11 protein-coding genes are annotated in these 15,908 nt (G+C 74.6%); 8 read left to right on the top strand and 3 right to left on the bottom strand.

The window, feature by feature from the left end; all coding sequences use genetic code 11:
* The first annotated feature begins 22 nt into the window (after nucleotides 1–22).
* Genes JQX11_RS09575 through JQX11_RS09560 form a run of 4 tightly spaced genes read left to right on the top strand, consistent with a single transcriptional unit; the run spans nucleotide 23 to nucleotide 9,799 of the window.
* Complete coding sequence (locus JQX11_RS09575; RefSeq protein ID WP_204924609.1) at nucleotides 23–976, top strand: TauD/TfdA family dioxygenase; 954 nt, start codon at nucleotides 23–25, stop codon at nucleotides 974–976.
* Nucleotides 976–1,164: an MbtH family protein gene (locus tag JQX11_RS09570; protein WP_088646413.1), complete on the top strand. Its 189-nt coding sequence runs from the start codon at nucleotides 976–978 to the stop codon at nucleotides 1,162–1,164. Before JQX11_RS09575 ends, JQX11_RS09570 begins: the two co-directional genes overlap by 1 nt.
* A complete protein-coding gene (locus JQX11_RS09565) occupies nucleotides 1,161–4,286 on the top strand; it encodes a non-ribosomal peptide synthetase (protein WP_204924608.1) in 3,126 nt (1,041 codons plus the stop codon). Before JQX11_RS09570 ends, JQX11_RS09565 begins: the two co-directional genes overlap by 4 nt.
* Nucleotides 4,283–9,799 (top strand): non-ribosomal peptide synthetase/MFS transporter, encoded by a 5,517-nt coding sequence (locus JQX11_RS09560; RefSeq protein ID WP_204924607.1) that lies wholly within the window; start codon nucleotides 4,283–4,285, stop codon nucleotides 9,797–9,799. Before JQX11_RS09565 ends, JQX11_RS09560 begins: the two co-directional genes overlap by 4 nt.
* 170 nt (nucleotides 9,800–9,969) lie before the next feature.
* Here JQX11_RS09560 and JQX11_RS09555 read toward each other — a convergent pair whose 3' ends face one another.
* Both JQX11_RS09555 and JQX11_RS09550 read right to left on the bottom strand, forming a co-directional pair.
* Nucleotides 9,970–11,400: a hypothetical protein gene (locus JQX11_RS09555; RefSeq protein ID WP_204924606.1), complete on the bottom strand. Its 1,431-nt coding sequence runs from the start codon at nucleotides 11,398–11,400 to the stop codon at nucleotides 9,970–9,972.
* A gap of 41 nt (nucleotides 11,401–11,441) precedes the next feature.
* The gene (locus tag JQX11_RS09550) at nucleotides 11,442–11,957 is read right to left on the bottom strand and encodes an NUDIX hydrolase (RefSeq protein WP_204924605.1); all 516 of its coding nucleotides are present in this window, start codon (nucleotides 11,955–11,957) and stop codon (nucleotides 11,442–11,444) included.
* A gap of 54 nt (nucleotides 11,958–12,011) precedes the next feature.
* Here JQX11_RS09550 and JQX11_RS09545 point away from each other — a divergent pair, with 54 nt between their 5' ends.
* The 4 genes from JQX11_RS09545 to JQX11_RS09530 all read left to right on the top strand — a co-directional run bounded on the left by JQX11_RS09545 (nucleotide 12,012) and on the right by JQX11_RS09530 (nucleotide 15,117).
* Nucleotides 12,012–12,800 (top strand): class I SAM-dependent methyltransferase, encoded by a 789-nt coding sequence (locus JQX11_RS09545; protein WP_204924604.1) that lies wholly within the window; start codon nucleotides 12,012–12,014, stop codon nucleotides 12,798–12,800.
* Between the two features lie 95 nt (nucleotides 12,801–12,895).
* A complete protein-coding gene (locus JQX11_RS09540; RefSeq protein ID WP_204924603.1) occupies nucleotides 12,896–13,315 on the top strand; it encodes a YciI family protein in 420 nt (139 codons plus the stop codon).
* On the top strand, nucleotides 13,288–14,601 hold the full coding sequence (locus JQX11_RS09535; protein WP_443673935.1) for an RNA polymerase sigma factor: 1,314 nt from the start codon (nucleotides 13,288–13,290) through the stop codon (nucleotides 14,599–14,601). The genes JQX11_RS09540 and JQX11_RS09535 overlap by 28 nt, the downstream gene beginning before the upstream one ends.
* A 30-nt stretch (nucleotides 14,602–14,631) precedes the next feature.
* A complete protein-coding gene (locus tag JQX11_RS09530; RefSeq protein ID WP_088645295.1) occupies nucleotides 14,632–15,117 on the top strand; it encodes a type II toxin-antitoxin system PemK/MazF family toxin in 486 nt (161 codons plus the stop codon).
* 48 nt (nucleotides 15,118–15,165) lie between these two features.
* Here JQX11_RS09530 and JQX11_RS09525 read toward each other — a convergent pair whose 3' ends face one another.
* The gene (locus tag JQX11_RS09525) at nucleotides 15,166–15,816 is read right to left on the bottom strand and encodes a GGDEF domain-containing protein (RefSeq protein WP_204924602.1); all 651 of its coding nucleotides are present in this window, start codon (nucleotides 15,814–15,816) and stop codon (nucleotides 15,166–15,168) included.
* Nucleotides 15,817–15,908: the final 92 nt, after the last annotated feature.

Here is a 15,908-nt window from a genome sequence, read left to right as displayed (position 1 = left end):
CGAGAAAACAGGAGACCACGCAATGAGCGACACGATCGCCACGCTGCCGGTCGTCGTCGAGAACGACGGCACCGCCCTGACCGAGCTGATCGACCGCCGCCGGGCCGAGCTGCGCGCCACCCTCGTCGCGCACGGCGGGCTGTTGTTCCGCGGCTTCGACGTGGGCGGGGTGGACGGCTTCGACGCGGTGGTGCGGGCGTTCTCCGGCGAACCGCTGACCTACACCGAGCGGTCCTCGCCCCGGCACGCCATCAAGGGGAAGGTCTACACCTCGACCGACTACCCGCCGGACGAGGAGATCTTCCTGCACAACGAGAACTCGTACCAGGCGCGCTGGCCGCTGACGCTGTTCTTCTACTGCCTGACCGCGCCGCAGACCCTCGGCGCGACCCCGCTGGCCGACGTGCGCCGGGTGTACGCCGAGATCGACCCGGCGGTCCGCGAGGAGTTCGTCAGGCGGCGCTGGCTGCTGGTGCGCAACTTCCACGCCGACTTCGGCACCCGCTGGCAGGACGTCTTCGGCACCGACGACCGGGCGCAGGTGCAGGCGTACGCGGCGGCGAACCGGATCGAGCTGGAATGGGTGGGCAGGGACGGGCTGCGCACCCGGGCGGTGCGCGACGTGGTGCACCACCGGCCCGGCTCGGACACCCCGCGCTGGTTCAACCACGCCACCTTCTTCCACCTGAGCACCCTGCCGAAGGACTACCAGGAGGGGCTGCTTTCGATGTTCGGCCCCGAGGGTCTGCCGGCGAACACCTACTACGGCGACGGCGGCGAGATCCCCACCGACGTGATGGACCACCTGCGGGCCGCGTACCGGGCCGCCAGCGTCCGCTTCGACTACCGGCGCGACGACGTGCTGGTGGTCGACAACATGACCGCCGCGCACGGACGGGAGCCGTTCACCGGACCCCGCAAGATCGCCGTCGCGATGGCCGAACCGCACACCCCCGACACCGCTGGAGCGAACTGATGGCCGACACCCGATTCCTGGTCGTGCGCAACGACGAGGAGCAGTACTCGATCTGGGCGGCCGACCGCGACCTGCCCGCCGGCTGGCACGACGCGGGCTTCACCGGCAGCCGCGAGGAGTGCCTGGCCCACGTGGACGAGGTCTGGACCGACATGCGCCCGCGTTCGGTACGGGAGCAGACGGCATGACCCGCGAGTGGACCTTCCCCGCCTCGTTCGCCCAGGAACGGGTCTGGATCGCCAACCAGCTCGACCCGTCCTCCCCGGTCTACAACGTGTCGGTGCCGTGCCGGCTGCCCGCCGACCTGGACGCCGAGGCGGCGACCGAGGTGTTCGGCCAGGTCGTCGCCCGGCACGAGGCGCTGCGCACCCACCTGCGGGTCGACGACGGCACCCTGGTGCAGGTGGTCCGGGAGCACGAGCCGCCCCGGCTGCCGGTCGACGACCTGCGCGGGTTGCCCGATCCGGAGCGGCTGCGGCGGTCCGACGCGCTGCGCGCCGAGCTGGCCCGGACCCCGATCCCGTTGGACGCGCCGCCGCTGTGGCGGGCCCGGCTGATCCGCTTCGACGACGGGTGGACGCTGCTGCTGGTGGTGCACCACGCCGTCTTCGACAGCCACTCGGCGGTGCTGTTCGGCGCCGAGATCGCCGCGTTCGCGCGGGCCGCGTCGACCGGCGCGCCGGCCGCCGTGCCGGAGCTGCCCATCCAGTACGCCGACTTCGCGGTGTGGCAACGCGACCAGCTCACCGGCGCGGAACGGGACCGGCAGCTCGCCTTCTGGACCTCTCACCTGGCCGGCGCCCCGAAGGCCACCGGCCTGCCGCTGGACCGGCCCCGCCCCGCGCAGCTCGGTTTCGCCGGTGACGAGGTGCGTTTCGACCTGCCCGACGGGCTGCTCGACCGGATCGGCCGGCTGGCCGCCGGGTCGGCGGTCACCCCGTACATGGTGCTGCTTGCCGGTTTCGCGGCGCTGTTGTCGCGGATCTCCGGCGACACCGACGTGGTGGTCGGGGTCTCCACCGCCGGCCGGGAGACCGCCGAGCTGACCCCGCTGATCGGCATGTTCGTCAATCCGGTGGCGCTGCGCTGCGACGTCGGCGGCGACCCGCGCTTCACCGACCTGCTCGGCCGGGTCCGCGACGGGCTGGTCGACGCCCTGGAGCACGGGCAGACCCCGTTCCAGGCGATCGTCGAGGCGGTCGCCCCGGAGCGGGACCCGTCGGTGCAGCCGATCTTCCAGACCGCGCTGAACTTCATCCCCGACTCGGGGCTGGACCCGGTGGAGCTGGGCACCACCAAGGACGACCTGGCCTTCGACATCACCACCGGCGAGAGCCGGCTGGTCTACCGGACCGACCTGTTCGACAGGTCCACCGCCGAGGCGGTCGTGGCCCGCTACGTCCGGCTGCTCGACGCGGCGGTGGCCGACCCGCGCCAGCCGGTCTCCGCGCTGCCGCTGCTCGCCGACGCCGAACGGGACCTGGTGCTCGGCGGCTGGGCCGGGACGGCCACGGCCGGACCGTCGGCCACGGTCGTCGACGAGGTGCAGCGGCAGGTGGCGGCCACCCCGGCCGCCACCGCGCTGGTCTGCGAGGACGTCACGCTGACGTACGCGCAGCTCAACGCCGCCGCGAACCGGCTGGCCCGGGTGCTGGTGGGCCGGGGTGTCGGCCCGGAGTCCCGGGTGGCGTTGGCCCTGCCGCGCGGCCCGGAGCTGCTGGTGGCGATCCTCGCCGTGCTCAAGGCGGGGGGCGCGTACGTGCCGGTGGACACCGGCTATCCGGCGGGCCGGATCGGCTACCTGCTCGCCGACGCCGCGCCGGCGCTGGTGCTGGCCGTGGCGGAGACCGCCACCCTGGTGCCGGGAGACGCGCTGCTGGTCGACGGTGCGGCCGGGCCCGCCGACGACGCCGACGGGGCGGACCTCACCGACGCCGACCGGATCGCCCCGTTGCGCCCGGAGCACCCCGGCTACGTGCTCTACACCTCCGGCTCGACCGGCCGCCCCAAGGGCGTGGTGGTGGAGCACCGGGCGATCGTCGCGTACCTGGCCTGGGCCCGGGACACCTACCCGGGGCTGTCCGGCACCGCCCTGCTGCACTCGCCTGTCTCGTTCGACCTGACGGTGACCGGGCTGCTCGGCCCGCTCACCGCCGGGGGCACCGTCCGGCTGGCCGGGATCGACTCCCCGGCGGCCCGGGTGGGTGGACGGCCGACGTTCCTCAAGGTCACCCCGAGCCACCTGCCGCTGCTGGAGGAGGCGCTGTCGCCCACCACCGACATGGTGATCGGCGGCGAGGCGCTCACCGGGGAGCAGCTCGCCGACTGGCGGGCCGCGCACCCGGAGGCGGCGGTGGTCAACGAGTACGGCCCCACCGAGGCCACCGTCGGCTGTGTCGCCGCCCGGCTCGCCCCCGGGCAGCCGGTGCCCGCCGGCCCGGTGTCGATCGGCCGGCCCACCGCCACCAGCCGGGTGTACCTGCTCGACGCCGCGTTCCAGCCGGTCCCGCCGGGGGTGGTCGGTGAGCTGTACGTCGCCGGCGACCAGCTCGCCCGGGGCTACCTGGGCCGGCCCGGCCTGACCGCCGAGCGGTTCCTGCCCTGCCCGTACGGCCCGCCGGGGCAGCGGATGTACCGCACCGGTGACCTGGCCCGGTGGCGGGCCGACGGCACCCTGGACTACCTGGGTCGCCGCGACGACCAGGTGAAGGTGCGGGGGATGCGCATCGAGCTGGGCGAGATCGAGGCGGCGATGCGGGAGCACCCCGAAGTGCACCAGGCGGCGGTGGCCGTGCGCACCGACTCGGGGGAGCCGACCCTGGTCGGTTACCACGTCGGCACCGCCGAGGAGGCGCACCTCGCCGCCGAGCTGGCCCGGGAGCTGCCGGCGCACCTGGTGCCGGCCGCGTTCGTCCGGCTCGACGCGTTGCCGTTGACCCCGAACGGCAAGCTGGACCGGGCCGCGCTGCCCGCACCGCCGGAGTCCGTGGCCGGCGACGGCTACGTCCCGCCCCGCACCGACGCCGAGACCCTGGTCGCCGAGGTGTACGCCGACATCCTCCAGGTGGAGAAGGTCGGCGCGCTCGATGACTTCTTCGCCCTCGGCGGCAACTCGTTGCGCGGCATGCGGGCGATGGCCCGGATCCGGGCCGAGGTGGACGTCGACCTGCCGATGCGGGCGCTGTTCGGCAGCCCCGTGGTGGCCGACCTGGCCGCCCAGATCGAGGCGCAGATCGCCGCCGAACTGGACGACCTTTCCGAGACCGAGGTCGCCGCGTTGCTGGCGGCGGAGAAGGACACCCCCGCATGACGGACCTGAAGGATTCCCGGGAGGCCGCCCGGGCGGCGTTGATCGCCCAACGGTTGCGCCGACGGCAGGCCACCCCCGCCGCCCGCATCACGCCGCGGCCCGAGGGCGTCGAGGTGCCGCTGTCGTACGCCCAGGAGCGGGTCTGGTTCATGGATCAGCTCGCGCCGGGCGAGGCGGCGTACCACATCGCGGTGCCGTTGCGGGTGCGCGGCCCGCTCGACGTCACGGCGCTGCGCGCCGCCCTGACCGCGCTGACCGCCCGGCACGAGTCGCTGCGCAGCCGGTTCCCCGCCGACGCCGACGGCAAGCCGACCGTGGTGATCGCCGACGCGGTCGAGGTGCCGTTGACCGTGGTCGACGCCCCGGACGAGCGGGCCGCGCAGGAACTGGTGGAGGCGGCCTCGCGCGCGCCGTTCGACCTGGCGGCCGGGCCGCTGCTGCGGGCGTTGCTGATCCGGCTGGCCGCCGACGACCACGTGCTGTTCCTCAGCAAGCACCACATCGTCGGTGACGGCTGGTCGGTCGACGTGCTGCTGCGCGACCTGATCACCGCCTACCGGGGCGGCGAGCTGCCCACCCTGCCGGTGCAGTACGGCGACTTCGCCGTCTGGGAGGCGCAGGAGCTTGGCGGCCCGGCGGCCCGGTCGCACCTGGACTGGTGGAAGTCCCGGCTGGCCGGGATCACCCCGCTGGAGCTGCCGCTGGACCGGCCCCGCCCGGCCACCCAGACCTACCGGGGCGACTTCGTCGAGTTCCGGCTCGACCCGGCGGAGACGGGACGCCTGACGGCGCTGACCCGGGAGTCCGGCGGCACCCTGTTCATGACGCTGCTCGCCGCCTACCAGGTCTTCCTGGCCCGGCACGCCGGCCAGGAGGACTTCGCGGTCGGCGCGTCGGTGGCCGGCCGGTCCGCCCCGGAGCTGGAGAACATCGTCGGCATGTTCATCAACATGCTGCCGTTGCGCGCCGAGCTGGCCGGTGACCCGACCTTCACCGAGCTGCTGGAACGCACCCGGCGCAGCGTGCTGGACGGCTTCGAGCACGCCGAGGTGCCGTTCGCGAAGGTGGTCCACGAACTGGGCCTGCCCCGCGACGTCAGCCGCTCGCCGGTGTTCCAGGCGATGTTCGTGCTGCAGAACTACGAGATGGGCCGGTTCACCGGGGTCTCCGACGCCACCGACGTGACGTTCGACTGGACCCCGATGGAGCTGCGGGCCACCCGGTTCGACTTCGAGCTGCACGCCGTGGAGACCGTCGACGGGCTCTGGGGCAAGCTGGTCTTCAACACCGACCTGTTCGACCGGGACACGGTGACCCGGATGGCCGACCGCTGGTGCGCCCTGCTGCGCGCGGTCGTGGCCACCCCGGACGTGGCGGTCTCGGCGCTGGACCTGCTCCCCGCCGGGGAGCGGGCGCTGCTGGCGTCCTGGAACGACACCACCGCCGACTTCCCGGCCGCCGAGACGCTGCACGGCCCGATCGAGGCGGCAGCGGCGGCGACCCCGGACGCGGTGGCGGTCACCATCGAGGGCGTCTCGACGACGTACGCGCAGCTCAACGCTGCGGCGAACCGGGTGGCGCACCGGCTGCGGGCGGCCGGTGTCGGCCCGGAGACCCTGGTCGGAGTCTGCGCGGAACGCTCCGTGGAGCTGGTCGCCGGCCTGCTCGGGGTGCTCAAGGCCGGTGGGGCGTACCTGCCGCTGGACCCGGAGTACCCGGCCGACCGGTTGGCCTTCATGCTGACCGACGCCGCCGCACCGGTGGTGCTGGTGCAGGAGAGCCTGCGCGACGTCCTGCCGACGGTCGAGGCGACGGTGCTGGCCCTGGACGACCCGGCGGTCTGGGCCGACCAGCCCACCACCGACCCGACCCCGCTGGCCGGCCCGGAACACCTGGCGTACGTGATCTACACCTCCGGGTCGACGGGTCGCCCGAAGGGGGTGCCGAACACCCACCGGGGCATCGTCAACCGGCTCGACTGGATGCAGAAGACCTACCGGCTCGACGCCGACGACGCGGTGCTGCAGAAGACCCCGGCCAGCTTCGACGTGTCGGTGTGGGAGTTCTTCTGGCCGCTGCGTACCGGTGCCCGGCTGGTGCTGGCCAAGCCCGGCGGCCACAAGGACGCCGGCTACCTGCGCGACGTGCTGGTGGCCGAGCGGGTCACCACCGCCCACTTCGTCCCGTCGATGCTGACGGTGTTCCTGGCCGAGGAGGGGGTGGAGGCGGCCACCGCGCTGCGGCGGGTGATCTGCTCCGGCGAGGAGCTGCCGCTGGCCTCGGCGGTCGACTTCACCGCCCGGCTGCCGCACTGCGCACTGCACAACCTGTACGGCCCGACCGAGGCGGCGATCGACGTCAGCGCCTGGCACTGCGACCCGGCGCTGCTGGCCGGGCTGAGCGGCGTGCCGATCGGTGGACCGATCGCCAACCTGCGGCTGCACGTGCTCGACCCGGCCGGTCGGGAGTGCCCGGTCGGGGTGGCCGGTGAGCTGCACATCGGCGGGGTGGGGTTGGCCCGTGGCTACCACCTGCGGCCGGCGCTGACCGCCGAACGCTTCGTGCCGGACCCGTTCTCCGGTGAGCCGGGCGCCCGGCTGTACCGCACCGGTGACCTGGCCCGTTGGGTGCCCGACCCGGCGGGGACGACGACGGGGGCGGACCCGGCCGGGGTGATCGAGTTCCTGGGCCGGATCGACCACCAGGTCAAGCTGCGCGGCCTGCGCATCGAGCTGGGTGAGATCGAGAGCGCCCTGCGCGAGCAGCCCGGGGTGGCCGAGGCGGCGGTGATCGTCCGCGAGGACAGCCCCGGCGACAAGCGGCTCACCGCCTACCTGGTGGGCGCGGCCGAGCACGCCGCGCTGAAGACGGCGCTGAAGGAGACCCTGCCGGAGTACATGGTGCCGGCCGCGTTCGTCACCCTGGACGCGTTGCCGCTGACCCCGAACGGCAAGCTCGACCGCAAGGCGCTGCCCGCGCCGGTGGTCACCCGCGAGGCGTCGGTGGCCCTGGTGGAGCCGCGCGACGACACCGAGCGGTTGCTCGCCGGGATCTGGTCGGAGGTGCTGGGCGTGCCGACGCTCGGCATCGACGACGACTTCTTCGACCTGGGCGGGCACTCGATGCTCGCCACCCAGGTGGTGGCGAAGATCCGCCGGGCCGAGCACGGCGGCCGGGCGGTCGGCGTGATGGACCTGTTCCAGCAGCGCACCATCCGCGAGCTGGCCGCGTTCATGACCGGTGACGCCGAGGCGGCCGGCCCGCGTCGGCTGCTCTACGAGCTGACCAAGCCGATCCCGGCCGGCAAGCGGGTGCTCAGCTACGTCTGCGTCCCGTACGGTGGCGGCAGCGCCATCGTCTACCAGCCGCTGGCCGATGCGCTGCCCGCCGGGCACGCGCTGTGGTCGCTGGCCATCCCCGGCCACGACGTCGGGCTGACCGAGGACGCCCTGCCGTTCGACGAGCTGACCAGCCGGGTGGCCGACGAGATCGTGGAGCGGATCGAGGGTCCGCTGGCCCTCTACGGTCACTGCGGGGTCGGCAGCGCGATCATCGCCGAGGTGGCCCGCAAGGTGGAGGCGGCCGGGCGGGAGCTGGAGGTCGTCTACATCGGGGCGATGTTCCCGTTCGCCCGGCCGAAGGGCGCCTTCGCGGCGTTGCGTAACCGGCTGGAGCAGTTGAGCAGCAACCGGCACTACGCGAGCTGGCTCAAGAGCATGGGGGTGGACACCGACGAGCTGGAGCCGGAGCAGGCCGACCGGATCATCAGCAACATGCGGGCCGACTCCCGCGCGTCGGAGGAGTACTTCACCGGGCTGCTCGACCGGGGCGCGGCGAAGCTGCGTGCGCCGATCGTCTCGGTGGTCGGCTCCGAGGACCCGGTGACCGACTACCACTCCGAGCGGTACGCGGAGTGGCAGTTCCTCAGCGACACCCTCGGCCTGGTGGTGCTCGACCAGGCCGGGCACTTCTTCCTCAAGTACCGGGCCGACGAGCTGGCCGAGATCGTCACCCAGGTGCACCCGGCCGTGCGGGCCGGGGACGTGACGGCGCTCGGCCCGGCGGCCCGGGGTGAGGACGCCGGCTGGGTGGTCGCCGACCACCTGCGCGTCGGCGACGCCGACCGGCCGGCCCCGGCGGTGGTGAAGCCGAGCATGGCCCGCTTCGTCGCGGTCACCGCCGGGCAGCTCGTCTCCACCACCGGCTCGGCGCTGACCGCGTTCGCCCTGCCGATCTGGCTGTTCACCCGGACCGGGTCGGTGGCCGACCTGGGCCTGCTGTGGGCGTTGGCGCTGATCTGCGGGGTGCTGATGCTACCGGTGGCCGGCGCGCTCACCGACCGGGTCAGCAGGCGACGGATCATGATGATCGCGAGCTGCGTGTCGGGCTCCATCCAGCTCGTGCTGGCCGCCCTGCTCTGGACCGACAACCTCGCCCTGTGGCACATCTACGGGCTGGTGGCGCTGAGCCAGGTGGCCGGGTCGTTCCAGCGGATCGCCTTCCAGTCGGCGGTGCCGCAGTTGGTGCCGAAGCGCTACCTGGGGCACGCGATGGGCATCACCCAGCTCTCCAGCGGTTTCGCGATGCTCCTGATGCCGGTCTTCGCGGCCGGTCTGCTCGCCGCGATCGGCCTCAAGGGCATCCTGCTGATCGACGTGGCGAGCTACCTGGTGGCGGTGCTGACGCTGGCCGTGGTCCGCTTCCCCGACCTGCTCGGTTGGCGGCCCCGGGAACGGCTGCTGGTGGCGATCGCCAACGGCCTGCGCTACTCGTGGCGGCACAAGGGCTTCCGGCTGATGCTCGGCTACTTCGCGCTGGGCAACGTCTTCCTCGCCCCGGCGCTGGTGCTCACCACCCCGCTGGTGCTGTCGTTCGGCACCGCCACCCAGGTGGCGCAGGTGGCGCTGGCCGAGGCGATCGGCGCGGTGGCCGGCGGCGTGCTGATGTCGCTGTGGGGCGGGCCCCGGCAGCGGCGGATGATCGGGGTGCTGATCGGCAACCTGGGCACCGCCGTCGGCTGTGTGCTGATCGGCCTGGACGCCTCCGTCGTCATGATCGCCTTCGGGGCGTTCTGGCTGGCCATGGCGATGACCACCGCCCAGTCGATCTACGCCACGATCGTCCAGGTGAAGGTGCCGCAGCGGTTCCACGGCCGGGTGTTCAGCCTGAACCAGACGATCTCCTGGTCGACCCTGCCGATCGGCTTCGCGCTGCTCGCCCCGGGCGCGACCGCGCTGTTCGAGCCGATGCTCGCCGACGGCGGGACGCTCGCCGGTTCGGTGGGCGCGGTGATCGGCACCGGTCCGGGTCGGGGCATCGGCTTCGCGTACGTCTGCTTCGGGCTGGCCCTGGTGCTGATCACGCTCGGCGGGTTCGCGATCCGGATGCTGCGCCGGTTCGACGTCGAGGTGCCCGACTCGCTCCCCGACGACCTGATCGGGGCGCAGGAGCGGCAGCGGCGGCTCGCCGAGCGGGCGAAGGCCCGCCCGGAGCCGGCGTCGGTGGCCGGCTGAACACCCGCGCGGGCACGGCGACACCCGTCGTGCCCGCGCGAGCGCGGGACCCCCGACCGCGGCGGGTCCCCCGGGGACGGTGCCGCCTCGGGGGCGAACGTCGCGGTCGGGCCTGGTCGCCGCCGCCGGACCTCGGCAGCGCGACGCCGGTCAGGGCCGGTCGACCCCGGTCACCAGGACTCGACCGGGTCGACGAGGTCGGTGTCCACCGGTTCCCGGGGCTCGGCCACCCAGGCGGAGAAGACCGGCAGCCCGTGCCACGGCCCGGGTTCGCCGCCCCGGCGGTCGGTGGCCACCGCCAGCACCGCGTACGGGTGCCCGAACCGCAACTCGGCGCTACGGCGTACGCCCTCCGGCGGAAGGCTGGTCAGGGCGAACGCCCCGGTCACGGCGGTGGCCTCGAAGCCGTACCGGCCGTACTGCGCCACCGTCGCCTGCCGGGCCTCGACGCCCACGTCGACGCCGAGCAGCCCACCCAGCGCCCGCCCCACCGCCGCGAACCCCAGCCCGGGGGCGGTCAGGTCGTGCTCGTCGTGGGCCGACCAGCAGGGCAGCACCGCCCGGTGGCGTTCCTCCCGGCCGCCTCGGGCGGCGGTGCGCACCGGCTCCTCGCGCAGCGTGCCGAGGGGACCCGGGCCCAGCGGCAGGTCGAACAGCGACCGGCGGGCCGGCTCGCCGTCCACCGCCGCACCGGCCAGCGCGTAGCCGGCGGCGAGCACGTCGGCCGCAGGGACCGCCGGGTCGGCGAGCACCGAGAGCACCACCAGCCCGGCCCCGTCGCGCTCCACCGCCGCAGCGGCGTGCACGGCGACGTCGCCGGCCGGGCCGGTGGCCGCGATCCAGGCCCGGTGCCCGTGTTCCGGGCTGCGCAACACGCGGGACAGCCGCCCCGCCCAGCCGCCGCCCGACCCGTGCTCCTGGTCCGGCCCCCGTCCCTGGTCCGGCCCCCGTCCCTGGTCCGGCCCCCGTCCCTGGTCCGGCCCCCGTCCCTGGTCCGGCCCCCGTCCCTGGTCCGGCCCCCGTCCCTGGTCCGGTCCGTGCCCCGCGCCCGGCGGGTGGGCGGGTCCGTCGTCCGGTCGGCTCGCGTCGTGCGGGTCGTCGGGGCCGAGCGCCGCGCCGGACACCAGGTCGAACGGGGTGGCCCAGGAGATCCGGGTGGCCAGGGCACTCGCCAGCGCCAGCAGCACCCGGGGGGAGACGGTCAGCGGGAACCGGTCGACCAGCCCGAGGGTGTGCTCACGGGCCCAGGCGTCCAGGCCCGCCCGGTCGGGCAGCGGGCCGGTGGCGGTGCTCCGGGGCAGCCCGTCCCACCAGCCGGCCAGCCGGTCGGGGTCGGTGCCGGGCCGGTGCCAGACGGCGGTGGCCGACGGCACGAGCGGGTGCGGCCGGTCCAGCAGCGCGGTGGCGGCCGCCGCCGCGGTCTCCCCGTCGACACCGAGCACCTCGGCCAGTTCGTCCCGGACCGCGCCGGTGGCGGCCGGCGCGGCGAGCGCCAGCAGCAGCCAGGCCCCGAGCGGGGAGGCGACGTGGTGCCGGTCGCCGAGGTCGGCGTGCAGCCGGGCGGCGTACCGGGTCAGCGGGTCGTACGGGATCGTCGTCATGCCCTCCACTGTGCCCACCGCGCGGGCCGGTGGCACCCCGGTCAGGACCAGAGTTCGAACGGTTCGTCGATCTGCTCGCCGGCCAGGAACGCGGTGAGCAGCGCGGGCAGCCGACCCGGGTAGAACCGGGCGGTGCTGGTCACGATCTCCTCGACCGGCCACCAGCGGAACCCGAAGTAGTCCTCCACCTCGTAGTCGAGGCGGTCCGCGCCGTCGACGTCCGGCGCGGCGGCGTCGAGGCGTACGGTCAGCACCACCTCGTCCTGGACGTGGCGCAACCGGCGGTGGATGAAACTGGCCCGCCGTCGCCAGGTCGGCGGGCCGAGCTGCGCGGCGGTGACCACGAAGCCGGTCTCCTCGCGCAGTTCCCGCAGGGCGGTCTGCGGGTACGTCTCACCGGGGTCGACGCCCCCGCCGGGCAGCTCCCACCAGGTGCCCAGCCGGGGGTGTTCCGGGTCGCGGGTGTGGAACAGCAGGATCAGGCCGTCGGTGTCGCGGACCACCAGCCGCACGGCGGTGCGTTCGATCACCGGCAGGTCCCGGGGCAGTTCGGTCATGGGCCTCCCTCGACGGGGCACCGCCGGGGCGGCGGCGGTGCGACGATGGCGATCATGGTGGAGCTCTTCGGTGAGGTGGCGGACGACTACGACGAGGTCCGACCGGGCTATCCGGCCGCCCTCGCCGACACCATCCTCGCCTATCACGGTGGGCCCCCCGCCCGGCTGGTCGAGGTCGGCGCGGGCACCGGCCTGGCCACCGCGCTGCTGCGTGACCTCGCCCACGCCGACGGGCCGTCCCACCCGCGTCCGGCGGCGGCCGGCACCGTCCCGGCGCGGGTGACCTGCGTCGAGCCGGACGCGCGGATGGCGGCGGTGCTGGCCGCCCGGTTCCCCGACGTCGAGGTGGTGGTCGCCCGGTTCGAGCAGTGGTCGCCGCCGACGGCCGGGGTGCCCCTGCTGGCCTGCGCGTTGGCCTGGCACTGGCTCGATCCGGCCACCCGCGACCGGCGGGCCCACGACGCGCTGACCCCCGGCGGCACCCTGGCCGTCTTCGCCCACCGGTACGACTACGTCGACACGGCCCACTCGGCGGCGATCCGGGCGGCGTTCGAGTCGGTCGACCCGGTGCCGCACCACGACCAGCCGGAGGACTGGTTCCACGCCGACATCACCGGCAGCGGGCTGTTCACCGACGTCCGGTCGTCGGCGTTCCGCCGGTCGGTGCCGCTGACCACGGCGCGGTACCAGCGCCTCGTCGGCACCTTCTCGCCGCAGCTGCGCCGCCCACCGCAGCAGCGGGAGCGGGTCCTCGCGGCGATCGGGGCCGCCGTCGACGGCTTCGGCGGCACCGTCACCCTCGACCTGCGGACCACCCTGGTGCTGGCCCGGCGACCGGCCTGACGAAAATTCACCGGACGGTCGTGTCGATCCGGCCCGGTCCCCGTTCGACCAGAGGGTGAGCGGGTCGAACGGCGACCCGACGACGAGGAGCGACGATGGCCAAGTACATGCTGATCATGCGGAACACGGACGAATCCCTGGCGACGATGATGAAGATCCCCCTCGAGGAGATGCTGGAGACGATGGGGCGGTTCAACGACGAGTTGATCCGCGCGGGCGTGCTGGTGGCCGCCGAGGGCCTGGAGGACCCGGCGCAGGGGGTGGTGGTCGACTACAGCGGGGAGACCCCGGTCGTCACCGACGGCCCGTACGGCGAGACGAAGGAGCTGTTCGGCGGCTTCTACCTGCTCGACGTGGCGTCGAAGGAGGAGGCCGTCGAGTGGGCCCGGCGGATGCCGGCGCTGCCCGGCAGCAGGTGCGAGGTGCGCCGGGTCCCCGGCATCGACGAGTTCCCGCAGGACAACGAGTTCATCGTCAGGGAGCGGGAGTGGCGCGAGCGGACCGGCCAGCTCTGAGCACGGTGCCCACCGACGGCCCGCCGGGCGCCGAGTCGGCCCGGCGGGCCGTCGAGGCGCTCTGGCGCATCGAGTCGGCCCGGATCGTCGGCGCGCTGGCCCGGTACACCGGCGACTTCGCGCTCGCCGAGGACGTCGCCCAGGAGGCGGTGGCGCAGGCCCTGGTCGGTTGGGCGCGCGACGGGGTGCCGGCGAACCCGGTGGGCTGGCTGCTCACCGCCGCCCGGCGGCGGGCGGTCGACGCGTTCCGCCGCCGGGCCGCGCTCGACGACCGCTACGCGGTGCTCGCCGGCCAGCTCGCCGGGCCGGCCGGCGGGTCCGGGGACGGGGACCTGCCGTGGGACCCGGACCGGGTCGACGACGACGTGCTGGCATTGATGTTCGTGGCCTGTCATCCCGTGCTCCCGCCGCCGGCCCGGCTGGCGTTGACGCTGCGGGTGGTCGGCGGCCTGTCCAGCGAGGAGATCGCGCGGGCGCTGCTGGTGCCGGTGCCCACCGTGCAGGCACGGATCACCCGGGCCAAGAAGACGATCGCCGCCGCCCGGGTGCCGTTCGCCCTGCCGGAGCCACCCCAGCGGCGGGAACGCCTCGGCGCGGTGCTGGGCGTGCTCTATGTGATCTTCACCGAGGGGTCGACGGCGACGGCCGGCACCGACCTGCTCCGCCCCGACCTGGCGTACGAGGCGATCCGGTTGGCCCGGACGCTGGCCGCGCTGCTGCCCGCCGAGCCGGAGGTGCACGGCCTGCTCGCCCTGTGTGAGCTGACCGCCGCGCGGTTCCCGGCCCGGGTCGACGCCGACGGCGAGGCGGTGCTGCTGGCGGACCAGGACCGGCGGCGGTGGGACCGGTCGGCGATCCGCCGGGGGACGGCGGCACTGCGCCGGGCCGTGGCGGCGGGGCGCGGCCTCGGGCCGTACGGGTTGCAGGCGTCGATCGCCGCCTGCCACGCCGGTGCCCCGTCGGTGGCGGAGACCGACTGGTCCCGGGTGGTGCTGCTCTACGAGGCGCTCGGCCGGGTGGCGCCGTCGCCGGTCGTCGAGCTGAACCGGGCCGTGGCCGTGGCGATGGCGGACGGTCCGCAGCCGGCGCTGGCCGTGGTGGACGAGGTCGCCGCCACCGGCCGCCTCGCCGGGTCGCACCTGCTGCCGAGCGTCCGTGGTGAGCTGCTCGCCCGGCTCGGCCGGACCGCCGAGGCGCGCGCCGAGCTGGAGGTCGCCGCCAGGCTGTGCCGCAACGTGCGGGAACGGGCGGTGCTGCTGCGCCGGGCTGGCGACCTCGACGGGTGAGCCGGCCCGGCTGGCGGTAGGCTGCCCGCCGTGGCAGGTCTGTTGAGGAACGTGGCGTCCCGGCTCGGCCGGGTGACCGGCGCGCAGCGCGCCACCCCCGGTCCGATCCCGGCGCAGCTGGCCCGGCGGCGTCAGGTCAGTGCCCTGCAACGGCGGGAGCTGTCGTACGCCCCGGAGCCGGACGGTCAGGCCGACCCGGGCGAGATCGTCTGGACCTGGGTGCCCTACGAGGACGACCCGAAGCAGGGCAAGGACCGTCCGGTGCTGGTGGTCGGCCGGTCCAGCCGCACCCTGTTCGGGTTGATGCTGTCCAGCCAGAGCGAGCGGGACGGCCAGCGGCACTGGCTGGCGCTGGGCCCGGGGGAGTGGGACCGTGAGTCCCGTCCGAGCTGGGTTCGGCTGGACCGGGTGCTCACCATGCGCGAGGACGGCATCCGCCGGGAGGGCGCGGTGCTGGACCGGGGGCGCTTCGACCGGGTCGGGCAGGCGCTGCGGGCCGGTTACGGCTGGCGCTGATCCGTCGCACCATCGTCGGGTGGTGCCGCCCCGGCCGGGGCGCGCGGCTCAGCACTCGGCGAGGCGGGCGGCGTCGAGCAGTTGCCGGGGTGACTGCCGGCTGGTGACACCCTTCGCCCGGTACATCGCGGCGTCGGCCCGGCAGAGCGCGTCGGCGAGCTGGGTGGGGCCGGTGACCGGGGCGAGCCCGACCGAGGCGGTGACCCGGACGCTGCACGCGCCCAGCGGGATGGGTGCGGCCATCGCCTCGCAGAGCCGCCGGGTGGCGTGGTCGATCCAGCGCCGGTCGACCGAGGGGCTGGCCAGTAGGCCGGCGAACTCGTCGCCGCCGAGCCGGGCGACCAGGTTGTCGCCGGCGAAGGCGGCCAGCCGTTGGGCGACGCTGATCAGCACCTGGTCGCCGGCGGCGTGCCCGTAGCGGTCGTTGACCTGCTTGAAGTCGTTGAGGTCGAGGACCACCGCGATGAGGGGCTGCCCGCCGGCGTCGGTGAGGAGCGTGGCGGCCAGCCGGTAGAAGGCCCGTCGGTTGGGCAGCCCGGTGAGTGGGTCGTGGCTGGCGGCGTGCCGTTCCGCGGCCAGTTCGGCCTGTAGCTGCTCCAGTTCCGCCTCGGCCTGCAGGGCCCGGCGGCGTAGCTGCCACACCGAGACCAGGGCTCCGGCCGCGGATACGCCGGACGCGACGGTCAACGGATCCGGCACGGGTCCTCCCTCGCAGTGTCGGCGCACGACCCGTGCGGCGGCGCCGTCGTGCCCCGCCGGGTCGTCGTTTGCCCAGGTGAAGCCCTGAGCCT

The organism is Micromonospora humida, assembly GCF_016901255.1.
GTDB classification, from domain to species: Bacteria; Actinomycetota; Actinomycetes; order Mycobacteriales; family Micromonosporaceae; genus Micromonospora; species Micromonospora wenchangensis.
The sequence above is the reverse complement of the archived record's forward strand: the minus strand, read 5'-3'. Positions and strand labels throughout refer to the sequence as shown.

Bases quoted from the DNA above. Each gene is read 5' to 3' on its own strand.
- JQX11_RS09570 (WP_088646413.1), top strand. From the start codon at position 976: ATGGCCGACACCCGATTCCTGGTCGTGCGCAACGACGAGGAGCAGTAC.
- JQX11_RS09565 (WP_204924608.1), top strand. From the start codon at position 1,161: ATGACCCGCGAGTGGACCTTCCCCGCCTCGTTCGCCCAGGAACGGGTC.
- JQX11_RS09545 (WP_204924604.1), top strand. From the start codon at position 12,012: ATGGTGGAGCTCTTCGGTGAGGTGGCGGACGACTACGACGAGGTCCGA.
- JQX11_RS09575 (WP_204924609.1), top strand. From the start codon at position 23: ATGAGCGACACGATCGCCACGCTGCCGGTCGTCGTCGAGAACGACGGC.
- JQX11_RS09555 (WP_204924606.1), bottom strand. From the start codon at position 11,400: ATGACGACGATCCCGTACGACCCGCTGACCCGGTACGCCGCCCGGCTG.
- JQX11_RS09540 (WP_204924603.1), top strand. From the start codon at position 12,896: ATGGCCAAGTACATGCTGATCATGCGGAACACGGACGAATCCCTGGCG.
- JQX11_RS09550 (WP_204924605.1), bottom strand. From the start codon at position 11,957: ATGACCGAACTGCCCCGGGACCTGCCGGTGATCGAACGCACCGCCGTG.
- JQX11_RS09560 (WP_204924607.1), top strand. From the start codon at position 4,283: ATGACGGACCTGAAGGATTCCCGGGAGGCCGCCCGGGCGGCGTTGATC.